The sequence below is a fragment of the uncultured Methanobrevibacter sp. genome (assembly GCF_902769175.1).
In the GTDB taxonomy this organism is placed as follows: Archaea; Methanobacteriota; Methanobacteria; order Methanobacteriales; family Methanobacteriaceae; genus Methanobrevibacter.
The window spans coordinates 60,310-85,394 of record NZ_CACXNW010000013.1; the positions used below are offsets into that span (position 1 = coordinate 60,310).

Genomic DNA, 25,085 nt, shown 5'->3' on the forward strand with positions numbered 1-25,085 from the left:
TTTTAGTTTTGATGCTCTTTTCAGTATTATCCGCTGTTTCAGCTACTTGTAACGTAATCGTTATTACTGACCCATCTTGTGAAGATCCGAATGGTGCTGCTGCAGGAAGTATGTCCTTTGCTAACAACATGTTCCAATCTTCATTCATCATGTCTAAGAATGATGGTTATGCAGTGCTTTCCGGGGGGGAAGGTAACGGTACAGAAAGGAACTATGCGATTATTGATTCACTTGGTGCTATGCAACATGGTTCAAGTCCAGCTGCTGCTGCAGCTTTATCCACTGGTTTTAAAGGTATTCGTTTACTTATTGGTGGACCTACAATGGGAGCAGCTATTGGAGGGGACTATAATGCATATCTTGTTGTAGTGGATGATTCCGGAACCATTAGAGTCACTCACCACACTGGTGGTGTTGTTCAATTACCTCAAGGTTCAAAAGGAGCTATTATTCACTTGAGAAACAGTGTAGGTAACCCTATGGCCGGTACTGCAGACCGTGTACGTAGAGAAACTGCAGTAAACATAGGAAAAATGATTAGGGATGGTTATCCTGCTACCTATATCGTTGGAAAAGCTATGGAGGAAATAGCTGAAGATTCTGGTGAGAAATACGGTGGGGGTGCAGTAAACCTTGTTTCATTAATCAGCACTGGAGACATGTTTGTACCGGATAGAGTAAACACCACAGGTTATCCAATGGATGAAAACTATTCCAAAGTATGTTTAGACTGTGGTTGGGCAACCGCTTATCCTGATGCAGAAAACTATAATGTATGTCCGATTTGTAATCATGAATTGGAGGTTCGTACTGCTACAGATGTTTTAATCAATGAGATTACAGTATCTAAAGATTCTGTTTCTGTCTCTGTTTATGGAAGTGAAAAGGCAGGACTGGGAGATATTACCCGTGAAGTTGTTAAGGCATCGGTTAAGAAGTATGGTTACAATGCATCGTCTATAGCAGGTTCGATTAATAGGGGTATCAATAACGGTCTCATTGTTGGAGTAGATTATGTAGAGCCAAGTGATTTAAATGTAAAACCTAACATTCGTGCTGTAGGTGTTTATTATAATCCATTGCCAAATGGCAGAACTTCTCCTGCATGGAACTTGCCTATTAACTCTATATTCCTTACTATCTTAGGTTCAATTCAAACAGCTATTGGTTTTGTTTTAATTGTTCTGGTGATATTTAGAACAAGATTGCTTAAGTCATTTAGGGATCGTGTTTCCTAATTGCTTTTAGCAATTAATCTTTTTCTTTTTTAATTTTTTATTATTCTTTTTAATTAGTTCTTTTTTTATTCAAAAAACTTTAATTTTTTTATTTATTCATTCAATCTTTTTTAAATTTTATGATTTATTTTTTTATTTATTGAATTTAAATTATCTTTTATTCAATTCTTTTAATTATTTATTTGTTTTTATTTAATATTTAAATGAAAATTCTTTTTTATCAATTTTAATAAGTTTTTAATAGTAATCTATTTAAATAAAAAAATATAAAATACTATATAGACTATTACTTAATATAAATCATTTATTTATGATTTATTTTGTTTTTATTTGAAAATTCAATTTTTCATATTTTTTAAAAATTTAAAATTTACTTCTTATGATTTTAAATAGTTAGATAGTTCATTTAAAATCAGTTTTTTTATTATAATTATGATATTTATAGGGATAATATGGCGTTAGTATTAATAAGAGGAGAAAATAATGCAAAGATTCTCAATGCAATTGCAGATGTTGAAAGGCATGCTAAATTAAATTTAACTACAAAACCAAAAAGGATTGATGCAAATTATGCAGATAAGATTGTTGAAAAGATATTGAATGCTCCTTTAAGAACAAAATCAAAAGTAGCTACAGCATTTCGTATTAAAGAGGACACAGCAACAGCAATTGTACAAGTAAAAAAGATTCATCCTCCAGCTCATATTGTCGTTATCAGCAATGATTATGATGATTATAAGGAATTGAATAAAATGGTGGATAATGCAGCAGTATTCAGAGGATATTACTCTGGCAAAAAGCAATTTACTGAAATGAAAGATTATAAATCAAATAAAAAAGGAAGAAACAATGTTGTAAGTGATTATAATTAATCCTTTTCTTATTTCCTTTATTTTTTGGTAAAACTTTTTTTTATTTATTTTTCTATACTCAATTTTTTGATATAATTTTTTTATTTTTATTTTCTGTATTCTATTTTTTTTCTATTAGTTTTTATTTTTCTTTATTTTTATTTTTTTGTATTCTATTTTTTTTCTATTGGTTTTTATTTTTCTTTATTTTTATTTTTTGTATTCTATTTTTTTATTTTTCATTATTTATTCATGACTTAAAGTCCTAAATTATATAATTTTTTATAATTTTTATAATTTTTTTTTTTATCTTTTGAAATTTTTAAATTCAAAAAATTAAATATTTTTCAAGAGAAAAAATTTTCTTCAAAAATCTTATTTTTTTATTCTTCTTATTTTTCTTTTTTTATTATTTAAAAGATAATAATTGGTTTATTTTTATAATTAACTTTATAATTTCTTTTAAATTTAAAATAAGATGTAATTATTCCTTTATTTTGATGTAAGTAAGCACTTGCACTCGAAAACCTTTATATACTTATTCAAATATAATAATATTATATCTAAATTGAATAATCGAAAGGATGAATCTAATATGAAGAAAAATAATACTTTTTAAAATCTATCATTTTACTTATGGTATGTTTTTGTTTTTTTGTAGGAATCTCTTCTGCATTTGCAGCAAGTGACATTGACAATGAAGCAATCACATTCGATAATGAAATGACTATTAATAACGAAAATATAATTGGCGAATTAAATGCTGATTATCATAACACTGTCGAAAAAAATAAAAATGTTTAAAATAGCAACAATGCTTCTGGAGAATTATTTTCTGGTGCGGATGATTCTACACCAAAAAATAATTCCCCAGGAACTTATGAAGATTTTATTAATGACATTGGCGAATTAAGTTCTGGTGCAGTAGTTGAATTAAATAGAAATTATAATTTCTCTTCTGCTAATTACAAACCACTTGTTTTAGATGTTGAAGATCTTACCATTAACGGTAACGGACATGTAATATATGGGAACAAAAATGGCCCTAGAATATTTAACGTGACTGCTGATGGTGTATTGATTAATAATGTGACTTTTGTTAACGTGGAATTCACTCTCAATAACACCCAGTCATTTTCTAATTGTGGACGTTACGTTTCTGGATTTAATTGTGCTTACAGTCCTATTACAGTTAGCGGAGATTATGCTGAAATCTCTGGCTGTCGTTTCTTTGGAACTAAAGCTGTAAATGGTGGAGCAATCTTTTGGGTTGGAAGCATGGGTAAAATTAATTCCTGTCAATTTGTAAATTGTTTTGCAAAAGCTATAGGTGGAGCAATTTATATGGACGGATACCATAATTCAATCAAAGGTTCAACATTTATAAATTGTACTACTGAATGCACTAAAGATTTCGTCTTTTTAGGATCTGAACGTAAAAAAGTTTCTCTTAAAGATTGTTTATGTGAAAAATCTGGTCGTATATTTGATTCAAAGTCATCAGATTTTGATCCTGAAATTTTCCATTATTCTCACATGACTCGTGTTGCAGATAAGGAAATTGATTTAATTCCTTTATTATACTCTTCCATAGCAGATGGCCAGATACATTATTTGGATGCTAACACTTGGTTTTATTCTGAATATTTCAATGAGTCAGCTGACTTAGTATTTACTATGTTTAGAAACTTCACTGATAATGGAATCCTTTATTCAAAAGGATATCATTTTAGCAATGTTAAAGATGTAGTGGAAGTATTTCCTAATGTGCTTAAAAACAATTATTCATTAGAAATTAGCCTTGTAAAAAACATGTATGTTAATGATGTCAACAGTTATAGGTCTGCAATTAAAACTTTTGTTAGCTGTTTCGATTCTTTAAAAAAGAATTATATGGAATCTGATGGTATATATAATGTTAAGAGCCAAGCTTTGAATATTATTCTTAAAGAAGGAATAACTATTGATTGCAAGGATACAATCAACCCAGCATCTCTCGATTTTGATGTGGTTAATGTAAGAGGTAACGGTGCAATCATAAAGGTTAGTTCTAGTAATAGGGATGAAAATAAATGGCTAAACATGGATTGTTGGGGTATGTTCTCTGCAAGCAATTTGACTGTCTCTGGATTCAACTGTGCTGTGAATAACTTAAGAGGAAATTGTATTTTTAAAGATATGACCTTTAAAGATAATTGCATGTCTTATATTGTTGATAGGGATTGGGGTGCTGCAATGCTTAACTTAGGTGCTGCAATGTACTATAACTGTCATTTTGAGAATAATATTGCAAAGAATTGTGGTGCAATATTTAACCAAGGATATTTGGACTTGGCAAATTGTTCATTTGTAAACAACAAAGCTAGTGGAGAAGGCAGTGATGTCTGTGTTGGTGATAATGGAATGGTAATCCTTAATGGGAAAAATTTAACCAGTAGTGCAAATCATATTACCTTTGCTAAAAGTATGTCAGTTACAGCCACTACTGTTATAGAAGGATTATGTATTGCTGGAAGCTTCGTTGTAGGTTTTGTTGCTGGAGTAATAACTGCTAATCCCGTTATAGGTGCTATTGTAGGTGGTGTTGTAGGAGCTGTTGCAGGTAGTATTTGTACTGCAGTGGTACTCAATAATCATTATGATGTTAACTTCAATAGATTAAAACATGCTTTAATATTAATCGGAGGATCAATTGCAGCAGGTGTAATTGGTGGAATTGTTGGAGGTTACTTAGGAGCATATGCCCGTTCCGCAGGAAGTTCTGAAATTGCTGGTCAAGAAGTGGCTTCTGAAGAAGGTGCAGGTAAAGAGTTAATTAATAATGTAGATGAAAATATAATTAGTGAAGGAGCAACTAATACAAGAGCTGACACTCAACAAGCAGTAAATATTCTAGATACATCTATGGAGAGATTTGAAGAAATTGGTCCATCAAATTATTATCAAAATTATGACCAAGAGTTATATAACTTAGCGGATTCATTTGAATAAAAGTGCAACATAGCTCCAATATATCAAGGAGCATAGTGAAAATCAAAAAAGGTAATTTTTTATTATCTTATTTTTTTCACTTTTATTAGATTTGTCCTGTTCTTTCACTTTTATTAGATTTGTCCTTTTCTTTTACTTTTATTAGATTTATCCATTTTTTTACTTTTATTAGATTTATCTTTTTTTTTTAATTTTGTCATATTATTTTGATTCTTTTTTAAATATTTTTTATATTTTTTAATGGAAGAGCATCAGAATCAGTTGGTGGACATATTGTTTACTTACTTAATAAGAAATCAAATTTATTTAAAAAATCTTAAATAATTCTAATTTCATATATATTTATATGAATTGTGAAATATGCGGTAAACCTATAGAAGGAAAACCTATAAGAACTAAAATCGATGGATCAGTTTTAGAAGTATGTAAAGAATGTTCTAAATTTGGTAGAGTTCAAAGGGATACTCCTCTTGAGAGAAAATTTGTTTCAAGGAATAAAAAAGGAAATCCTCAAAAAAAGAACAGACCTCCAGCAAGACCTAAGGCTGTTCAAAGAAGAAGCGACGAGCCAATGGAAGAACTTGTGGAAGACTTTAACACCATTGTCAGAAAAGCTCGTGAATCAAGAGGTTGGACTAGAGAAGAATTAGGTGCAAAGATTTACGAAAAGGTTTCTGTCATAAACAGAATTGAATCTGGAAAGATGGAACCGGATATAAAATTAGCTAAAAAGCTAGAGAAAACATTAAACATAACTTTGATTGAAAAATATGATGATGTAGATTGGAATCATTTAAAAGTGCAGCATCTGGTCCTAATACATTAGGAAGCATAGTGAAGATCAAGAGAAGATAATTTTCAATTATCTTATTTTTCACTTTTATTTAGAATATTCGTGTCTTTTGGATATTTTTTCACTTTTATTTTGATATCCATCTGATTTAGATTATTTTTCAATGGTTTTTTATGTTTTTAAAATTTAGTTATTTAAAATCAATTAAAATCATTAAATATTTATTAGATTTTTTAAGCTATTTTTATAATTTTAAACTATTTGAAAATTTTTTAATTATTTTTCTTACTAAAATTAAGAAAAACTTTATATATTACTATGTATAAATTATTTTATAATCTACGAAATAATTAGATTTATATAGAATTATAATAATATTATTTAATGGATATTTTAATTTAATATTTATAGAATTAAAAATATTTATGGATTATTTAATTCTATTGTAATATGTACTTAGTTTTAAGATAAATTAATTTTATAAAATGAATATTCGAAAATTAGAATATATACTAATATAAAGGAGGAGTATAATATGGAAGATTCTCCAAATGAAGTTCCAAATATCAATAATCCTACTAATATTGAAGAAGTGGGAGAACCTAAAACTGTTGAAGAACTTCAAAAAGAAGTAGATTTGCTTAAGGCAGAGAATACAAAAACTAAACGTAACCTTATGTGGAAAGTTAGAAAGCTTGAAAAAGATAAGATTCTTACTGAAAATGAAAAAATACGTTTAGAAAGAGAGTTAAAATCATTAAGAGGTGAAGTTGAAAGATTCAGACAACCACCACTTATATTGGCTACCATCACAGAAATTATTGATGATAGCAGAATGACTGTTAAAAGCAGTACTGGACCAAGTTTCCTTATTAACTATTCAAAATTCTTAGATGAAAACTTATTGAAACCAGGTTCAAGAGTTGCTTTAAACCAACAAACCTTTAGTGTAGTGGAAGTATTGCCTTCTGAAAAGGATGCAAATGTTTCTGGTATGGAAATTGAAACCAAACCTGATGTAAGCTATGACATTATTGGTGGATTGGATGAGCAAATCATTGAAGTAAAGGAAACAGTAGAGTTACCTTTAAAACATCCTGAATTATTTGAAAAGGTTGGTATTGATCCACCTAAAGGTATCCTATTATATGGACCACCTGGAACCGGTAAGACCTTGCTTGCTAAAGCTGTAGCTAATGAAACCAATGCAACTTTCATTAAGGTTGTTGCATCTGAGTTTGTTAAAAAATACATTGGTGAAGGTGCAAGAATGGTAAGGGAAGTATTTGAGCTTGCAAAAGAAAAGGCACCAAGTATCATTTTCATTGATGAGCTTGATGCAGTTGCTGCACAAAGGCTTAAAAGTTCCACCAGTGGTGACAGAGAAGTTCAAAGAACTCTTATGCAATTGCTTGCAGAGTTAGACGGTTTCGAATCTCGTGGTGATATAGGTATCATAGGTGCAACCAACAGACCAGATATTTTGGACCCTGCTTTGCTTAGATCTGGAAGATTTGACAGATTCATTGAAGTTCCAGCTCCAAATGAAGAGGGAAGACTTGAGATTCTTAAAATCCACACCAAGAAAATGAATTTAGATCCTGAAATCAATCTTTATGATATAGTTGACCTTACTGAAGGATTAGCTGGTGCAGATTTAAAAGCTATTTGTACTGAAGCAGGTATGTTTGCTATCCGTGAGGAAAGAGATCATATCATTAAAGCAGACTTTGAAGATGCAATTAATAAGATTTTAGGTAAAAATAAAACTGGTCAATTGGATGACAATGGTGGAGTAATGTTCGGATAATTTTCCAACTTACTTTTTATTTTTCATTCATTTCTGGTTTTTTTTTTAAAATCCTTATTCATTTATTATTTTTTATAACTTGTTTAAATCTCTTAAATGGCCTGTGATGAACCCTATGAGCTCTGATACGTGATGAATGATGGGCGATCTGAGGCCATTTTATTCTTATTTTTTAAGGGCCGTTGGAAACCTTTTTTTAAAGTTTATTTTAAATCTATTTAACAGCTATTTTTAAAAATTTTTATACAAATTTATGGATTTCAACAAAACCATTTTTTATATTTTTTTATCAATTTATTTTTTTCTTTTCGTTCCGTTTTTTGCTTATTATCCATTCCCTAATTTAATTTTCATATATTGCCTTCAATTCTTTCCTTGATTAAGTATATACTTTCAATAATATTGAACAATTAAAAAGTTTAAATATATTTTCTTATATATATAATTAGTAAGGAATTAAAGGAGGTAGGAATTTGTCAAATCTTTATGAGGAAAAAAATTTTCTTGAATTTCAGGATGACATCAAATTTTTAATTAATTCAGAGATTCGTTTAAAAATTTTAGGATGTTTATATAATTCAGGCGCTTCAATAAAGCAGATTGAAGAGAAAACAAATTACAGTTACAGTTCCATTATTGATAATGTCAATAAGCTAGAGCAAAAGAAGTTTATTTATAATATAGAAGACAAGTTTTATTTATATAATAAAACTAGACTTAAATTAACTAATATTCTTTATTTTAATAAATCTGCTAAGTTTTTAAGAGAAAAATCTGATTTTCTCAATCACTCTCTTTTAGATATTCATATTGATGCAATTAAGGATTTGTCCGCCCTTGAAGGTTCAAAAGTAATTGAATCCAACAATGTGGATTTATTCAAAGCTACTGAGACTTTTCAACGTTCTTTAATGGGCTTTAAATTTTTAAAGGGTATTTTTCCTTATTTCCATCCAAACCATGATGATATCATTAGCTATTGGGTAGACAATGATTGCACTGTAGAATTGATACTTCCAGATGAAGTATCTGAAGCTATAAAAAACTTTATAATAGATTATGTGCCTAAAAGTCCTGGAGTTAAAAATAGATTTGTCAAATTAAAACCTAATGATCATAACATTGAATTCGCTTTTACAGTTTCAGATAAATGTTTTGTTGCAGCATTTTATACTAAGAATCATCAGTTTAATCAAAATTCAGTCTTGGTTTCCACCAATGAAGAAGCTATAACCTTCGGTTTGAAGCTTTTTGAAGAATATGAAAGTTTATGTGGTGATTATGTTTCACTAGAAGACCTTATCTATCCTAACGGAAGGGGGGATAACTATTAATTCTGATTACTTTAATGGAATAAATGATTTGGATGATTTCAATTTATTAAAATTTGTTGTTACCTCTGAATTAAGGTTGAAATTATTGTTAAGCTTATATGAGTCCAGCAAAACAATAAATGAATTGAAATCTGAGTTTAATAGAAAACCAGGTAATATTTCCAGAGCTTTAAATGAATTGAAATCCTGCAAGTTAATTCAAAAGTTTTCAAATAAATTGTATGCAGTATCTTCTATTGGATTTTTGCTTGCAAAGAATTTAGAAAATTTAATGGATACTATGGAAGCTATAGATTCTAATGGGGAATTCTGGGAAAATCACTCTATAAAATCTATTCCTAATAAGTTTTTAAAGGAATTATCCATTTTTAATGAAGCTTCACTAGTTAAATCAATCATTACAGAATTTGCAAAGCCTATTAATGTATATTTGGAAAACATTAAAAATTCCTCATATATCTGCATTATATTACCTGTCTTCTCTAAGATCTTTATGGATGCCATTGGAGAAGCCTTAATTAAACATGATGGGTACTTGGATGTTATAACCACTAAGAATATTTATGACTTGGTTGCCAAATCAGATTCAGAACATATTGTTAAGGCATTGCTAAGGGATAAAAAAATTAATTTTTATATTGTAGATGATTTGCCAAATATCTTCTTTACTGTTTCAGATGTTTTCGCTTCATTATTCCTTTTCTTTGATGATGTTGTTTTTGATAATTCTGAAATGCTTTTATTAGGAGAAGATTCAAATCTAAATGATGCTTATAGATTCTATAGGTATTTCAAGAAAGAAATCATATAATTAATGTTTATTAATTGTTTTTTTCTATTCTTTTTGAATTTTAGGATTTTTATTTATTTTCTATTTTCTTTCTATTCTTTTTAATTCTTTTTTTTAAGTTTTTTAATTGTTTTCTATTTTTTGAATTCATTGAATTCTTTTTTTTATTGTTTTTTTAAGATTTTGAACTGTTTTCTTCTTTTTTCTTTATATGATCTTGTTTTAGATTTTCCTATTTTTTAATCCATTATTTTAATATCTAACTTAAATAGTTTTTTTTTTTTAAATGTCAATATTTTAATAATTCTTATCATCAATATTAATTTTTTTCATCAACTTGTTTTTTTATCATCACTTAAAATTTTAATTTTCATCATCAAATTTTTTGGTCTATCTAAATTTTTTTCTAGGATTATATTTTTTTTTTTTTTTTTTTTTTTTTTTTTTTTTTTTTTTTTTTTTTTTTTTTTTTTATTTTTTAATTTTTATCTTAAAATTTGTTGAGTAATAAAAATTTTTACTTTTATCCTCATTTTTTCGATGTGAAGTGTTTTTCTTATCATTAAATTGAAAAATAATCATTTGGTCTTATTTTTCTTATTAAAACTATATATTACCATTAATTTGAATTTATACTACGAAAAAATAGTAAATTTTATATATAAAATTTTATAAACTTTTATTTGAAAAATATTTGTATTTAATCTTGTTATATCAAAATTAATTTAGTTTAGTTTTGTTATTCATTAAAATAAGAGTTATAATCAGTATTCTAATTAAAGATTTTACTATTTTAACTGTTTTTTTAAAGTTTCAAGATTGGATTTATTTTCTTTTGAGAAAAATAGACTGGTATAAATATTTTTTAATAATCGAGGTGAAAAAATGGCAACTTTTAAAGGATTTGCAATGAAAAGACTCAATGAAATCGGTTGGGTAGAAAAAGAAGTACCTGAATGTGGACCATTAGACGCAATCGTTAAACCAACTTGTGTATCTCCATGTACTTCAGATATCCACACTGTATGGGAAGGTGCTATCGGTGACAGAAGAGACATGATCTTAGGTCACGAAGCTGTTGGTGAAGTTGTTGAAGTAGGTAGCCACGTTACCAAATTTAAACCAGGAGACCGTGTAATTGTACCTGCTATTACCCCTGACTGGGATGACGAAGCAGCACAAAGAGGATTCCCTTCACAAACAACCGAACCTCTCGGTGGTTGGAAATTCTCCAACTTCAAAGACGGTGTATTCGGTGAAAGATTCCATGTAAACATGGCAGACGCAAACTTGACACTCATTCCTGATGGAATGTCAGAAGAAGCTGCTGTAATGTTAACAGACATGTGGTCTACCGGTATGATGGGTTCAGAAAACGCTGACATTCCATTAGGTGGAAGCGCACTCGTTATTGGTATTGGTGCAGTAGGTCTTTCTGCTGTTGCTGGTTTAAAACTTTTAGGTGCAGGTAGATTATTCGCAGCTGGTACCCGTCCAATTTCTGTTGAAGTTGCTAAAAAATACGGTGCAACCGACATTATTAACTATAAAAATGGTGCAATTGATGACCAAGTCAGAGAATTAACTGACGGTGCTGGTGTAGACTCTGTAGTTATTGCTGGTGGTAACTTAGAAAACACATGGAAAGAAGCTATCGGTGCAGCAAAAGCAGGAGGAACTGTATCTAACGTAAACTACTTAAGTGGTGCTGATAACGTATTAATCCCACGTGAACTCTGGGGTTGCGGTATGTCCAACATCAACATTAAAAACGGATTATGTCCTGGTGGAGCAGTAAGAATGGAAAGACTTGCTGACTTAGCATTATACGGTAGACAAGACCCTGAATTATTAGTTACCCACAAATTCAAAGGTCTCGAAAAAATCGAAGATGCTTTACTCTTAATGAAAGAAAAACCTAAAGACTTAATCAAACCTGTTGTAATGTTAGATCTTGACTAAGTTCATTAATTGTCGAAATTGAAACTCAAAAAGTAATGGATTCATTTCCATTACTTTTTTTTTAAAACATTTCTAATAGTTTGTTTTATTTTTTTAATTATTTTAAAACAATTTATGGGATAATTTTATTTTTTAAATATTCTATTTTAGAATTTAATTTTTATATTTGTGGTGGATAAAATGAAAGTTGCAGTTATTGGTGGAACTGGCCCACAAGGTTTAGGAATTGCAAAAAGATTTGCAATTGAAGGCGTAGAAGTTATTGTCGGTTCCCGTAAAGAAGAAAAGGCTTTAACCGTTGTTGAAGAAACTATTGAAGAACTTAAGGACTATGATTTAAATATCGTAGGTATGGCAAATGAAGATGCAGCAAAAGCTGGAGATATTTTAATTCTTACAGTACCTCTTGCAGCTCAAAAACCTACTCTTGAAGGTATTAAAGAATTCTGTGCAGACAAAATCCTTCTTGATGCTACTGTACCTCTTGAAACAGCAATTGGTGGAAAACCATTCCGTTTCATTGACTTAATGGAAGGTTCAGCAGCTGAAAGAACTGCAAAAATTTTAGATGGAACAGGTGCAAAAGTTATTTGTGCATTCTGTAATATTAGTAACTCTCACTTATCCAATATTCCAAATGATATTGATTGTGACTGTTTAATTGCAGGAGACGATAATGAAGCAAAAGAAATTGCTACAGAATTAATCAACAAATTACCTGGAGTTAGAACAATTGATACTGGAATTTTAGAAAAATCAAGAGTTATTGAAAAGATTACTCCACTCTTAATTGGATTGAACATCAAATACAGATCCCATTATGGTGGATTAAGAATTACTGGAATTCCAAAATTCGATAATAACTATTAAATCATTTTTAATAAATCAACTGAATATATAACTATAAATTAGTCTATTTTCTCAACCAAAGTTAAATATTTAGGAAGTTGTGTCACCTCTCAAACGTAATTTTCTATCTATTTAACTTTAAAAATGATTATTTACTTTTTAAATTTTAGATAGATTTTTATCTAAAAAGAAACATAGTATTTATAATAATTACTAGGTGATAAAATGATTATAGTTTTAGCAAAAGCAGTACCTAAAGACGAAGAAGCCCTTGTGAAAATTGTTGGATTTGCACAAGACTTAATTGAAAATTCAAGAAAAGAAGAAGGAAATGTAGATTACAATTTGTACGTTAATTCTGGCGATCAATCCTTGATGTTTGTAGAACAATGGGAATCAATAGAAATTTTAGGCGCACACTTACAAACCGAACATTTCATCAAATTTGGAGAAAATATTGCTGATTTAGTTGCTGGCGATCTTGCAATCGATGTTTTCGAAGCAGAACCAACTGAACTCTAATTATTCTCTTTTTTCTTTTTTTTTAAATTTTTTCTATTTTTATATTAGTTATCTTATTTTTTTCTAATTTTATTAGTTTATGTTTTTTGTTCTTATTTTTATCTAATTTTATTAGCTTATGATTATTGTTCTTATTTTTTTCTAATTTTATTAGCTTATGATTATTGTTCTTATTTTTTTTTAATTTTATTAGTTTTTATCTTTTTTCTTATTTACTTTGTTTTTTATAATTTTTTTACAATTATTTTATTATAATAATCTATTTTTTTTCTGATTATTTTCATTTATTTGCACTTTTTTCTTTAACTATTTTTAAAAAATTTCTACTTTTTATATATAATATACATAAAATATATTTAAAATAAAAATAATAAATATAAACTAATGTTTGGCAAAGATAAAAAAGAAGAATATCATGAAAAAGTATTATATGAGGCACAACCTAACATATTTGTCTATTCAAAGGGAATTTTAATTTCCATGTTTGTGCTTGGTTTTTTATTTTTCTTATATTCTGCAGGAATCAGTTACATTGGGAATATGAATGTTTATTTGATTGAAACAACTAAAGTTCCTATGACCCGCTATTTTGCAATAGCTATATTTATATTGATAATGGCAGTATTTGCCTATATCATAATAAAGATTTTGATTTGGACTTCAATTAAATATACAATTACAGAAAGCAGAGTGATTACTGAAAAAGGTATTCTTATGCAAAGGAATAATTACATGCCTTTCAATACCATTCAAGATGTCAGCCGATCACAAAATCTTTTGGGAAAAATCTTTTCAGTAGGGACAATCACTTTATACAGTGCTTATGATGGAAAGGAGTTAGAACTAAAAGATGTTTCCAATCCAAATAAGATTGAAGATATCATATTTGAAAATATGAGAGGAACTCATTTAAGATATCGTAATATTTATGATGATAACACTGGCTTCAATCCAATCAGACCTAATGAAGAAAGCCATTACAGACGTATGGAAGATTTGGATGATTTGGAATTGGTAGATGCTAAAGAGCGCAAAAGACAACTTAGAGATAGTAGGTGCAAGGCCCGAAATTCCAGAAACAATTATAATCAATCTAAGCCTAACTATGATTCCTATTATGATGATGAATATTATCCGGAAGACGATTATTATATAAACGGACCAGCAGACAATAGGTCCAATTATAGAAACAGCCAATATGATAATCGCAGAAATTACCCAGATTCTCACCATCACCAATATTCTGGTGCAATCAAGGAATCATATGAAAGAAATCCTGATAAGTATTTTGCAAACAATTATGAGGAATTCCATCAGAATAATTTAGATGCTCAAAGAGATTATTATGAAGGAAGGGATGCTCCATCCTATAGGGATAATAATCAAAATAGGGAAGAAACTAAAAAATCCGGTTTATCCAGATTTAATCCTTTCTCAAATAGCAGGAATGAGGAGCCTTATGAAAACATCTCTGATGAGGAATTTGACACTACAATAAATCAGGCTATGCATGAAATGGATAGCAATATTAAATTTGAACCTTCCAATAATCAGGTAAATCATAATAGAGATCATAATAATTACAATTCTTCTAATAGAGGACATAATCAATCTCATAATCAAAATTTCAATGCAGGTTATCGTTCCAGTCGCCAATATGACAAAAGGGAATATGATGATGATTATGGCAGGTCTTATGACAATTCCTATCAAGACAATGGATATAGGTCTAATTCAAACAGATCAAGACCTGTAAGGGATGATTATGACTATTATGATTCTCGAGATGACCATGGACGTTATGATTCTCGTGATGACTATAGGCAACATGATTCAAGAGATGATTATAGACGTTATGATTCTCGTGATGACTATAGGCAACATGATTCTCATGATGACTATAGACGTTATGATTCAAGAGAAAGAAGCCCTAAATATCATGATAATCTCTATGATGACTACTCAGAGAGCTATTCCAGAAAATCTGATAGAAGAGACTCTAATTATGGTTCCAGACAGGTAGATTATGGATATGATGATTATAATAGGTCAAGGAATCAAAATCAATCCAGAAATCATAAACCGTCTAAAAACTATGAAAGATCCAATCAAAGACGGCATTATGAAAATAAAGGCGCTTATGATGAAGCTCCTTCCAATGGAAAGGACAATAAGGAAAAAACTCCTGAGGACCTTCTTCAAAAACATTCAAGAAAATTCAGAAGATAGATATTGGAGGTTTTTTGCTTTAGATAATAATTCTTTATTATTTTAAATTTTTTTGATTTTAGTATGGCCTTTTTGCCATAACTCTTTTTATTTTTTATCTTTTTATTTATGTGGGAAAACTATGAATTTTGATTATGATGTAACAATTGTTGGTGCAGGACCTATGGGCTCTTCCTTAGCTTATGAATTGTCTAAGGAAAATCTCAAAGTATGTCTTATTGATAAAAAGAAAGTGATAGGTTTGCCTTTGCAATGTGCAGGGATAATCAATAAAAGAGTATTGGATTTAAATCAAATCCCAAATGAATTCATATTAAATAAGGCAAGAGGAGCTTATTTGCATACTAAAAATCATTCTTTAACTGTTTCAAAAGATGAATATCAAGCATTGATAATTGATAGGGTTGCATTGGATCAATATTTATACAACAGAGCCATTGAAAGTGGTGTTGATTCCTATTTGTCATCTAAAGCTTTAGCTATTGATGATGTTTCTGGTGAAGTGGAATTTCAGCATGACTCTAAAAGGAAAACCATAATGTCTAAAGTCATTGTTGGTGCAGATGGACCTATGTCTATGGTTTCATCAAGCTTTGGAAATGAATTTGATTATTTTTGTGCAAGCCAGTATTTGGTTAAGGTTGATGAAATTGAGGAAATGGAATTTGTAGACTTATGTGCTTTTGAAGACCTATTTCCTGGATTCATATGGGTAATTCCAGTTTATAAAAACATTTTCAGAATTGGATTGTTCTCAAATCATGATTATAAGAGGCAAGCAGAAATTTTAGATGATTTCTTAAGAAATGATTTCAAATATGATGATTATGAAGTCATTGAGAAATACAAAGGACGAATACCTGTTTATAATAAGAACAATAGATTATATAAAAATAGGGCAATTGTTATTGGAGATGCCGCTGCACAAGTTAAGCCAACTACTGGTGGAGGTCTCTTAATAGGTTTTGAAACTATTCAAATAGCAAAAAAATCAATTCTAACTGCCTTAAAATCTAATGTTTTCAATTCTAATGATGAATTGAATTCAAAAAATGATTCAAACTTGGAAAGGATTGTTGAAAATGACAAAGAGATATTACAGAATGCTTTCAAGGATTATCAAAAGGATTTTGAAAAAAGATTCCTGAAGGAAATGTCTATTCAATTCAAGGTTCAAGAAACCTTGTGCACATTGTCTGATGATGATTTGGATTATTTCTTTAAAAAATTAAAAGAAAAAGAAGCAGATAAATTGATATCTAAGTATGGTGATATGGATAATCAGTCAATTCTGGTTAAGGAGTTCTTAAAAAGAGGATTGATTTTGTCATTGTTGCCATCAATTCATAAAAAGGAGTTAGCTAAGATTTGGCTGCTTTGATTCTGATTATTTGTTAATAATCAAAATTGTACTCAAAAGAATTTTTTATTTGAGATTTGATAGAATATTTCTCAAAAGAAGTATTATTTGAGTTTAACTTACTTATATTTATTTACAATTACTAATGATTACAAAGGAATATTTATTCATAAAAATGTGGAGATAAAACATGGATTTATTATTAATCTTATCACAAGAACACGATAAACTGCCTTTAGCTGAATTAAGAGCTGTTTTAGAAGTGGAAAATATAGAAACAGAATTGGAAGTGGTTTGTCCAGAATTAGTTATTTTAAGAAATCTTGAAGAAGATGTCTTTGATGACTATTATAGAATACTTGTTAGGAGATTAGGTTATACTCATGAAGTTCATCATTTGATAGATGAATGTGGCTATGAAGACTTGGATGATGCTGTAAAGGCTATTGATTGGTCTAATTTTATTGATGAAAACTTTGCTGTTAGAGTGAAGCGTTTCAATACTGAAATAGATACTGTAGCTACTGAAAGAAGAGTAGGCCACTTGATTTTAACAAATACTGAAAATATTTCAGTAAACCTATCTGATCCAAAGTCATTTGTTCGTGTTGTAGCCCATCATGATAATGTTTATTTATGCTATGGCAGATACCAGCTCAACAAGAAATATTTTGAAGAAATGAAGCCTCATAAAAGGCCATTTTTCCATCCAGGATGCATGAGTCCTAAGCTTGCACGTTGCATGACTAATTTAGCTCGGGTAAAGGAAGGGGATTTGGTATTGGATCCATTCTGCGGTACTGGAGGAATCCTTATTGAAGCAGGTCTTATTGGATGCAAGGTCGTTGGCTGTGATATCGATTGGAGAATGAAGAAAGGAACTGCAACCAATTTGGATTATGTAGGCATTACAGATTATCAAACACATGTTGTTGATGTCCGTGAACTTGAAATGTATGAAGAGGTTGATGCAGTAGTCACTGATCCACCTTATGGAATTTCAACCACTATCTGTGGTGAAGGGGCATCTGGAATTTTCAGTGAATTTTTGCAGTCAATTGAACACAGTATGAAGAAAGATGCACTTTTAGTCATGGCTAGTCCACACACATTAGACATCGATTCATTGCTTAAGGATGTAGGTTTCATATTATTAGAAAGGTATGAGATTAAAATGCATAGGAGCTTGACTCGTATCATTTCTGTGATAGCTAAAATTCATTAAATGATATTTGGTTCATATATGGTAAACTATATTTGATTAGATTGCCTTGTCTATTTTTTACTTTTTAGTTAAAAATTAGTTTGCCTTATCGATTTTTATTTTTCAATTAAAATTAATAATTATTATAATATTTTTTTCAATTTATTTTTTAATTTATTATTAATCATAATCTGATTTTATTTTTTCAATTTCTTTTTTTAATATAACTAAATTGATAATAATTTTTATTTTTTCAATTTTTTTTTTAATATTTCCTAATACCAAAAAAATATTAATAAACTTTAAATAAATTTTTAAATAAAATCTATTTTAATTACTTATACTTTTACTTTTTATAATAAGCAAGTGTTTATTTTACTTTTTAAAATTATCAAAAGTGTTTATTATGCAATTGAATGAAAACATTGAAGCAATAATTGGAGATCCAAAGAAAGCCATAAGGAGATTGGCTTATCCTACAATTTTATCTATGCTTTTAATGTATCTAAATAATCTTATTGACAGTATGTGGGTTGCCGGTCTTGGAGCAGGCCCTCTTGCAGCTTTAGGATTTATGTCTCCATTGTTTCTTGTAATCATGGGATTTGGAGTTGGAATTGGAGCCGGTTCCAATTCATTAATATCAAGGTATATTGGTTCTGAAAGATATGATGATTCAAACAATGCAGCAATGCACAGCATGATACTTGGAATAATAGTTTCAATTCTTCTAATGGTTATAGGAGTTTTATTTTTAAAGGATATGCTTTTGCTCTTTGGTGCAGAATCTGTAATTGATTACGCAATGGATTATGGAACCATAATATTTCTATCAAGCAGCATCATTCTTTTTCCAGCTATTGTTTCAAGTCTTTATAGAGCTGAAGGAGACATTAAAAGGGCAACATGGCCTTTGGTTTTGAATGCAGTAATAAATCTGATAATTGACCCTATATTCATTTATTATTTTAATTGGGGCATTAAGGGAGCAGCCCTTGCTACAGTATTGTCCTCACTTGCAAATCTTTTGGTGATGCTATATTGGTTTGATTAAAAAAGATACCTTCCTAAAATTAAACTTTAATAATTATCGCAGAAATTTCCAGATTTATAAGGATATTCTATGGGTTGGATTGCCAGCAAGCTGTGAAGAAGTGATTTATTCCATTGTAGGTATTTGCTTTAATTATCTGATTATGATGACTGCAGGAACTACTGAAGTGGCTATCTTTACAGTTGTATGGAGATTTGTATCAATTGCATTTCTGCCATGTATGGGAATTGGAATCTCTACAGTAACTGTTTCTGGTGTGGCATATGGAGCTAGAAATATTCAGAATTTTAGAATTTCCTTAAATTATTCCACTTTGCTCAGCTTGATAATCACAGCAATCGTTTGTGCAATATTCTTTGTATTCGCTTATCCGATATCTCATGCATTTAATTTCATTTCTGGAAATCCTGCAATGATAACTAGAACTGCTGAAGTTTTAAGGATTATGGTTTTCTATAATCTCTTTGTTTCATTTGGTGCTACGGCTGTTTATGTCTATCAAGCTGTAGGTTCTGGATTCAAGTCAATGTCTCTTACATTACTTCGTGAAATAATATTAAGTGTAGGTCTTGCTTACTTATTTGCAATTGTTTTCAGATGGAGAATATTCGGCATTTATTTCGGTGCGATTGTCAGAATGATTTTAGGATGTTTCATTGGTTTCATATGTATTGTAATCTTTGAGGAGAAATTCAGAAAAGAAGTAGAAAGCTTATTAAAATCTTAGGTTAAAGAATTTTTAAAAAATAGATTTTTTTTTAAATAATATATTAAATGTTAGAAAAATAAAAAATAAGAAAATAGGTCAAATTGACCAAAAAAAGTTTTTTTTTTAGTGTAATCCACATCCCACACATTCGTGTGCAGTTACACCAATTTCCTGTTCTTCATCAACAATCTCTTGCTTTAATTCTTGAACAGTTACTGAAATAAAGGAATAATCAGGCTTATTAATAATTGGTGAAATTCCTTTAAAGTAGCAGTGTATATTTCCAGTGCATGCAATATCAATAAGTATTGGTTCTGGGATTTTAAATCCTTTAAAGTAAGTTTCAATATCGTTGATTTGTTCTTTAGGAACTCTAAGGTTAAAAGACATCATATTGTCTTCTTTAGATCTGATTCTTACATATGATTGCTCTACTAATAATTCGTTTCCATATTCTTGCTTAAATATTACACAGTCTTCTCTATTTACCATACTAGTCCCTCCATTAGCTTTTTTAAAAATTTTAATTAATATTAATTTTTCTAAAAGTATAGTTCCTCAAATAATATTAATATATTTCTTAAATAGCAATTGTAAATCCAAAAATAATTTCAATTTGTTTATATCTACATTATATTTTTGTTTTATATAATATAAACTTTTTTATAAATCCTATAATCTTCAATAAAAAATTCCTTTCCCATTTCATATTTTGGCATATTTAACTAATTTAAGTATTGTTTTTTTACTTTTACCTATGTTAATTCTTAATTTAGTTATTTAAAGTGTATTTTCTTATTTTTCTTATAATTTTATCCATTTTTAATAAGTTTTACCAAAATATTTATATTACTTTAATTACAAATCTACACAATGCTATGTATTATATGAAATATATATGCATACTCTAAATTCAGATAAGCATTATTTCATTGAAATTAATGAGATTCTTGCTTGCTGATAGTATTTTGGAAAATTGATTTAATAATTAAATTTAATTAATTAAAGAAACATTAAATAATTAAATTTAATTAATTATGTCAAATGAACTAATTTAATTAATTAACAAAAAAATGTGTTTAAAAATTAAAACAAATCGAAAGTGGTTAAAATGAGTGAACTAAAAAAAGATATCGGTATGAGAATTAAGGAATTAAGAGAATTATCCGATATTACAACAGAAGAAATTGCTAATGAACTTGATGTAGATGAAGAAACTTATATTCGCTATGAAGAAGGTATTGTAGATATTCCAGCTAGTTTCTTATACCAAATTGCACAGATGTTTAATGTTGATTTAGCATTGATTCTTACTGGTGAAGAAACTCGTATGACTTATTTTGATGTAACAAGAGCAGGAAAAGGATTCACTGTACACAGAAGAAAAGAGTATAAGTATGAAAACTTATGCAAGAAATTCATTCATAAGAAAGCTGAAATGTTTATTGTAACTGTTGATCCTAAAGAAAATGCTATTCCTTCTTTAAATGCACATGCAGGACAGGAATTCAGTTATATTCTTGAAGGAAGCGTAAAGATTTTCATCAAGGATAATGAAATCATTTTAAATGAAGGAGATTCAATATTCTTTGATGCAACTTGTGGACATGCTATGGTTGCATTAAATGATAAGCCTGCTAAATTTTTAGCTGTAATTATGTAATTGATAAGTATTAATATAAATATGAAAGTTTAAGAAGGATTCACTGCTATATTCAAGGGGAGTATAGTTAAGATTAGATAGAGTGATATAATGACATCTTTAATAGGAAACTTTGTAAACAGAGTTGATTTTAAATCGTATAATGATTTTTATGATAATTTTGAATTTAATGTGCCAAAGGACTTTAACTTTGGTTTTGATGTAGTGGACGAGTATGCAAGGATAGATCCTGAAAAGCTCGCTTTAATTTGGTGTGATGATAACGAGAAAAAGGTATTCGCCTTCTTGGATATGAAAAAGTTATCCAACAAAGCTGCAAACTTCTTTAAGTCTCAAGGAATCAATAAGGGAGATGCAGTATTGCTTACACTAAAGAACAGATATGAATTCTGGATCTGCATGGTTGCACTTCACAAGATTGGTGCAATCGCCATTCCAACCACTCATATGGTAAAGCTTCATGATATTGTTTACCGTGTGGAAAATGCAAGCATTAAAATGGTAGTGTCTGTAGAAGAGGACAAATTGATTCCAGATTATGAAGCTTGTGAAAAGGAATTAGGTATTGAACTTAAAAAAGCTCTTGTAGGAAATATTGACAAAGAGGGCTGGTTTAATTTTCATGAAGAATTGGATAAGATGAGTGATGAGTTTGAAAGGCCTACTGGTGAAGATGCAACTCATGAGGATGAAACATTCCTTATTTACTTCTCAAGCGGAACTACTGGAAACCCTAAAATGGTTTCACATGCCCACACTTATGCTATTGGACACTTGATTACTGCAAAATATTGGCATAATGTTGTTGAAGATGGTGTACACCATACTTCTGCTGACACTGGTTGGGGTAAGGCAGTATGGGGTAATCTATATGGTCAATGGATTGCTGGTTCTGCAGTATTTGTTTATGATTATGTCAGATTCAATGGTTTGGACTTAATGGAAAAGATCATTGAAAATAAGGTTAACACATTCTGTGCACCTCCAACAATCTACAGATTTTTGATTAAGGAAGATTTATCACAATTTGACTTTTCCCATATTCAATATGCAACTACAGCAGGAGAGCCATTGCCTCCTGAAGTATTTAAAAGATTTAAGGAATTCACTGGTCTTGAAATCAAGGAAGGATTTGGCCAAACAGAAACCACTCTTTCATTGGCTACATTTATTTGGTTGGATTCTCACGTAGGCTGTGTAGGAAAGCCATCACCTGCATTTAAGGTAACTCTTTTAGATGCTGATCATAATAATGTAGATATCGGTTCTGAAGGAGAAATCTGTTTTGACATTACTGGAGAAAGATCTGTAGGTTTATTTAAGGAATATTATAGAAACCAGGAAAAAACTGATGAAGTATGTCATAGTGGCTATTATCACTGTGGTGACACTGCATATGTGGATGAAGACGGTTATTACACATTTGTTGGTAGAAATGACGATATTATCAAGTCTTCAGGATACCGTATTGGGCCATATGAAGTGGAAAATGCAGTTATTTCACATCCATCTGTATTGGAATGTGCAATTACAGGTGTACCTGATGAGTTAAGAGGCCAGATTGTAAAGGCAACTATCGTTCTTGCAAAAGGATACGAGCCAAGCGAAGAGCTTAAAAAGGAAATTCAAAATCATGTAAAGCATAAAACAGCTCCTTATAAATATCCAAGAATGATTGAATTCGTTGATGAATTGCCTAAGACAATCAGTGGTAAAATCCAAAGAAAAGTAATCAGAACAGATGATGAAAAGAAAATTCATTAAATCTAAAGAAAAGTAATCAGAACAGATGATGAAAAGAAAATTCATTAAATCTAAAGAAAAGTAATCAGAACAGATTATGAAAAGAAAATTCATTAATTATTTTTAATAATTTTTTCACTCTTTTGATTCTATTAATTATTTTATTTTTCTTATATTGGAGTTAATAATTATTTTTATTTTCCTATACCTGGAGCTTAATAATAATTTTTAGAAGATCTTTTCATTATTTAATTTTTTTCTTAATTTTTTTATTTTTAATTTTTTATGATTTTAATTGATTTTTAATTTTTAATCAAATCTTTAAAAAAAATTAACAAAACCCCTTAATTTAACCTTTAATTTTATATAGTTTATCATTTAAATATATAAATGTATAAATTAATACTAGTATGAATTAATAGATTGATAATAGTAAGAAAGTAGTATGGATTATGATTAAAAGAGAGTATCCATGAATCTAAACAATTACTAATATTAATTTTTACAGTTTTTTATAATTACAAATTAATTAATTTATTTAGGATAAGTGTATGTAAATGGATATAAATAATATTAAACCATATCCTATCATTAGCAAAAATAATTGTAAGGCATGCTTAAGATGCATAAGTGCATGTAAACAGGAATGCCTTAAATTAAGTGAAGCGATTAATGATAGCGGATATCAATATGCAGAATATACCGGTGAAGGTTGCACTGGTTGTGGAGATTGTTATTATACCTGTCCAGAACCATTAGCTATTGAAGTTCATATTCCTAAAAGGACTAAAAAACCTAAAGGAGATGCTTAAATGAGTAATCAAATTGTAAAAGGAAATACTGCAGTAATTATTGGAGCATTATATGCTGGCTGTGATTGTTTCTTTGGTTATCCAATCACTCCTGCAAGTGAAATTCTCCATGAGGCATCTAAATATTTCCCAATGTTAGGTAAAAAATTTGTACAGGCTGAAAGTGAAGAGGCTTCTGTAAACATGATCTATGGAGGAGCTTCCACTGGTCACAGAGTTATGAGCGCATCTTCTGGACCTGGTATCAGCTTAATGCAGGAAGGATTCACCTATTTAGCTGGTGCAGAATTGCCTGCAGTAATTGTTGATGTAATGAGAGCAGGTCCTGGTTTAGGTAATATAGGTCCTGAACAGGGAGACTACAATCAGATAGTTAAAGGTGGAGGTCACGGAAACTACAGAAATATTGTATTGGCACCTAACAGTGTTCAGGAAATGTGTGACTTTACAATTAAGGCATTTGAACTTGCAAACAAATACAGAAACCCTGTAGTTGTTCTTGCTGATGCAGTGCTTGGTCAAATGGCAGAACCTTTAAGTTTCCCAACTGAAGCAATCGAACCAACCATCGATAATTCCTGGTCTGTAAGAGGTAATAAGGAAACCAGAGAAAATCTTGTAACTTCAATTTTCCTTGATTTCAATCAATTGGAAGATTTCAACTTTGAGCTTCAGGAAAAATACTGTCAAATCAGAGAAAATGAAGTGCTTTATGAAGAATATAAGGTTGAAGATGCTGAAATAGTACTTGTATCCTATGGAACAAGCAGCAGATTATCAAGAACTGCTGTTGATATTGCAAGAGAAAAAGGAATTAAATTAGGACTCTTAAGACCAATTACATTATTCCCATTCCCAGAAGCCAGAATCAGAGAATTAGCAGACAAAGGTGTGGAATTTGTATCTGTTGAAATGAGTAACGGCCAAATGAGAGAAGATGTTAAAATGGCTGCAGGCTATGATGAAGTCCATTTGGTAAACAGAATGGGTGGTAAGCTAATTGAACTTAAGGATATTCTCAATGAAATCTATAGGATGGTAGGCAGTGATGAACGTTACAAGGTTGAAAGTGAAGATAAGGACTTTGATGCATCCTATTTATCCGATAAAGATTATCAAGAAGAATTAGACAATGATAACTATTATAATCATAGGGTTGTAGATTAAGGAG

At 29.6% G+C, this 25,085-nt stretch carries 20 protein-coding genes and 1 pseudogene; 20 read left to right on the top strand and 1 reads right to left on the bottom strand.

Annotated features, from left to right (window positions below):
- Positions 1–11: 11 nt before the first annotated feature.
- The 16 genes and pseudogenes from QZV12_RS05820 (at position 12) to QZV12_RS05895 (ending at position 19,714) form a co-directional block, all read left to right on the top strand.
- Positions 12–1,238 carry a hypothetical protein gene (locus tag QZV12_RS05820; protein WP_295618755.1) on the top strand — a complete coding sequence of 409 codons (1,227 nt, stop codon included), beginning with the start codon at positions 12–14 and terminating at the stop codon, positions 1,236–1,238.
- A 452-nt stretch (positions 1,239–1,690) separates the two neighbouring features.
- Complete coding sequence (locus QZV12_RS05825) at positions 1,691–2,110, top strand: DUF356 domain-containing protein (protein ID WP_295618664.1); 420 nt, start codon at positions 1,691–1,693, stop codon at positions 2,108–2,110.
- A 615-nt stretch (positions 2,111–2,725) separates the two neighbouring features.
- Complete coding sequence (locus tag QZV12_RS05830; protein ID WP_295618667.1) at positions 2,726–2,893, top strand: hypothetical protein; 168 nt, start codon at positions 2,726–2,728, stop codon at positions 2,891–2,893.
- Between the two features lie 255 nt (positions 2,894–3,148).
- Positions 3,149–5,080, top strand: coding sequence for a hypothetical protein (locus QZV12_RS05835; RefSeq protein ID WP_295618670.1), 1,932 nt, complete (start codon positions 3,149–3,151; stop codon positions 5,078–5,080).
- Positions 5,081–5,426: 346 nt separating this feature from the next.
- Positions 5,427–5,935 (top strand): annotated as a pseudogene (locus tag QZV12_RS05840) (multiprotein bridging factor aMBF1).
- 473 nt (positions 5,936–6,408) lie between these two features.
- Complete coding sequence (gene pan / locus QZV12_RS05845; protein ID WP_295618676.1) at positions 6,409–7,683, top strand: proteasome-activating nucleotidase; 1,275 nt, start codon at positions 6,409–6,411, stop codon at positions 7,681–7,683.
- A 473-nt stretch (positions 7,684–8,156) separates the two neighbouring features.
- Complete coding sequence (locus QZV12_RS05850; RefSeq protein ID WP_295618679.1) at positions 8,157–9,017, top strand: winged helix-turn-helix domain-containing protein; 861 nt, start codon at positions 8,157–8,159, stop codon at positions 9,015–9,017.
- A 28-nt stretch (positions 9,018–9,045) separates the two neighbouring features.
- Entirely contained in the window at positions 9,046–9,828 is a 783-nt protein-coding gene (locus QZV12_RS05855) for a winged helix-turn-helix domain-containing protein (RefSeq protein WP_295618682.1), read from the top strand.
- A gap of 864 nt (positions 9,829–10,692) precedes the next feature.
- The gene (locus QZV12_RS05860) at positions 10,693–11,769 is read left to right on the top strand and encodes an NAD(P)-dependent alcohol dehydrogenase (protein ID WP_295618684.1); all 1,077 of its coding nucleotides are present in this window, start codon (positions 10,693–10,695) and stop codon (positions 11,767–11,769) included.
- Between the two features lie 180 nt (positions 11,770–11,949).
- A complete protein-coding gene (gene npdG, locus QZV12_RS05865; protein ID WP_295618688.1) occupies positions 11,950–12,639 on the top strand; it encodes an NADPH-dependent F420 reductase in 690 nt (229 codons plus the stop codon).
- A 204-nt stretch (positions 12,640–12,843) separates the two neighbouring features.
- Positions 12,844–13,140: a putative quinol monooxygenase gene (locus QZV12_RS05870; RefSeq protein WP_295618691.1), complete on the top strand. Its 297-nt coding sequence runs from the start codon at positions 12,844–12,846 to the stop codon at positions 13,138–13,140.
- Positions 13,141–13,524: 384 nt separating this feature from the next.
- A complete protein-coding gene (locus QZV12_RS05875; protein WP_295618694.1) occupies positions 13,525–15,369 on the top strand; it encodes a PH domain-containing protein in 1,845 nt (614 codons plus the stop codon).
- A 121-nt stretch (positions 15,370–15,490) separates the two neighbouring features.
- A complete protein-coding gene (locus QZV12_RS05880; RefSeq protein ID WP_295618697.1) occupies positions 15,491–16,750 on the top strand; it encodes an NAD(P)/FAD-dependent oxidoreductase in 1,260 nt (419 codons plus the stop codon).
- Between the two features lie 169 nt (positions 16,751–16,919).
- A complete protein-coding gene (locus QZV12_RS05885; RefSeq protein ID WP_295618699.1) occupies positions 16,920–17,954 on the top strand; it encodes a TIGR01177 family methyltransferase in 1,035 nt (344 codons plus the stop codon).
- 385 nt (positions 17,955–18,339) lie between these two features.
- Positions 18,340–18,987 carry an MATE family efflux transporter gene (locus QZV12_RS05890; protein WP_295618702.1) on the top strand — a complete coding sequence of 216 codons (648 nt, stop codon included), beginning with the start codon at positions 18,340–18,342 and terminating at the stop codon, positions 18,985–18,987.
- Positions 18,980–19,714 carry an MATE family efflux transporter gene (locus QZV12_RS05895; protein ID WP_295618705.1) on the top strand — a complete coding sequence of 245 codons (735 nt, stop codon included), beginning with the start codon at positions 18,980–18,982 and terminating at the stop codon, positions 19,712–19,714. The genes QZV12_RS05890 and QZV12_RS05895 overlap by 8 nt, the downstream gene beginning before the upstream one ends.
- 105 nt (positions 19,715–19,819) lie before the next feature.
- On the opposite strand, the gene QZV12_RS05900 is transcribed toward QZV12_RS05895, so the two are convergent.
- Positions 19,820–20,188, bottom strand: coding sequence for a hypothetical protein (locus QZV12_RS05900; protein ID WP_295618707.1), 369 nt, complete (start codon positions 20,186–20,188; stop codon positions 19,820–19,822).
- A 619-nt stretch (positions 20,189–20,807) separates the two neighbouring features.
- On the opposite strand from QZV12_RS05900, the gene QZV12_RS05905 reads away from it, so the two are divergent.
- From QZV12_RS05905 to QZV12_RS05920, 4 genes are all read left to right on the top strand, one after another.
- Positions 20,808–21,359: a helix-turn-helix domain-containing protein gene (locus QZV12_RS05905; protein ID WP_394350724.1), complete on the top strand. Its 552-nt coding sequence runs from the start codon at positions 20,808–20,810 to the stop codon at positions 21,357–21,359.
- Positions 21,360–21,449: 90 nt separating this feature from the next.
- Positions 21,450–23,123: an AMP-binding protein gene (locus QZV12_RS05910; RefSeq protein ID WP_295618713.1), complete on the top strand. Its 1,674-nt coding sequence runs from the start codon at positions 21,450–21,452 to the stop codon at positions 23,121–23,123.
- Positions 23,124–23,659: 536 nt separating this feature from the next.
- On the top strand, positions 23,660–23,914 hold the full coding sequence (locus QZV12_RS05915; RefSeq protein WP_295618714.1) for a ferredoxin family protein: 255 nt from the start codon (positions 23,660–23,662) through the stop codon (positions 23,912–23,914).
- Complete coding sequence (locus tag QZV12_RS05920; protein WP_295618717.1) at positions 23,915–25,081, top strand: 3-methyl-2-oxobutanoate dehydrogenase subunit VorB; 1,167 nt, start codon at positions 23,915–23,917, stop codon at positions 25,079–25,081.
- Positions 25,082–25,085: the final 4 nt, after the last annotated feature.

Coding starts and splice junctions, on each gene's coding strand:
- QZV12_RS05820 (WP_295618755.1), top strand. CDS start 12: ATGCTCTTTTCAGTATTATCCGCTGTTTCAGCTACTTGTAACGTAATC.
- QZV12_RS05825 (WP_295618664.1), top strand. CDS start 1,691: ATGGCGTTAGTATTAATAAGAGGAGAAAATAATGCAAAGATTCTCAAT.
- QZV12_RS05830 (WP_295618667.1), top strand. CDS start 2,726: ATGGTATGTTTTTGTTTTTTTGTAGGAATCTCTTCTGCATTTGCAGCA.
- pan (WP_295618676.1), top strand. CDS start 6,409: ATGGAAGATTCTCCAAATGAAGTTCCAAATATCAATAATCCTACTAAT.
- QZV12_RS05860 (WP_295618684.1), top strand. CDS start 10,693: ATGGCAACTTTTAAAGGATTTGCAATGAAAAGACTCAATGAAATCGGT.
- npdG (WP_295618688.1), top strand. CDS start 11,950: ATGAAAGTTGCAGTTATTGGTGGAACTGGCCCACAAGGTTTAGGAATT.
- QZV12_RS05870 (WP_295618691.1), top strand. CDS start 12,844: ATGATTATAGTTTTAGCAAAAGCAGTACCTAAAGACGAAGAAGCCCTT.
- QZV12_RS05875 (WP_295618694.1), top strand. CDS start 13,525: ATGTTTGGCAAAGATAAAAAAGAAGAATATCATGAAAAAGTATTATAT.
- QZV12_RS05880 (WP_295618697.1), top strand. CDS start 15,491: ATGAATTTTGATTATGATGTAACAATTGTTGGTGCAGGACCTATGGGC.
- QZV12_RS05885 (WP_295618699.1), top strand. CDS start 16,920: ATGGATTTATTATTAATCTTATCACAAGAACACGATAAACTGCCTTTA.
- QZV12_RS05890 (WP_295618702.1), top strand. CDS start 18,340: ATGCAATTGAATGAAAACATTGAAGCAATAATTGGAGATCCAAAGAAA.
- QZV12_RS05900 (WP_295618707.1), bottom strand. CDS start 20,188: ATGGTAAATAGAGAAGACTGTGTAATATTTAAGCAAGAATATGGAAAC.
- QZV12_RS05905 (WP_394350724.1), top strand. CDS start 20,808: ATGAGTGAACTAAAAAAAGATATCGGTATGAGAATTAAGGAATTAAGA.
- QZV12_RS05910 (WP_295618713.1), top strand. CDS start 21,450: ATGACATCTTTAATAGGAAACTTTGTAAACAGAGTTGATTTTAAATCG.
- QZV12_RS05915 (WP_295618714.1), top strand. CDS start 23,660: ATGGATATAAATAATATTAAACCATATCCTATCATTAGCAAAAATAAT.
- QZV12_RS05920 (WP_295618717.1), top strand. CDS start 23,915: ATGAGTAATCAAATTGTAAAAGGAAATACTGCAGTAATTATTGGAGCA.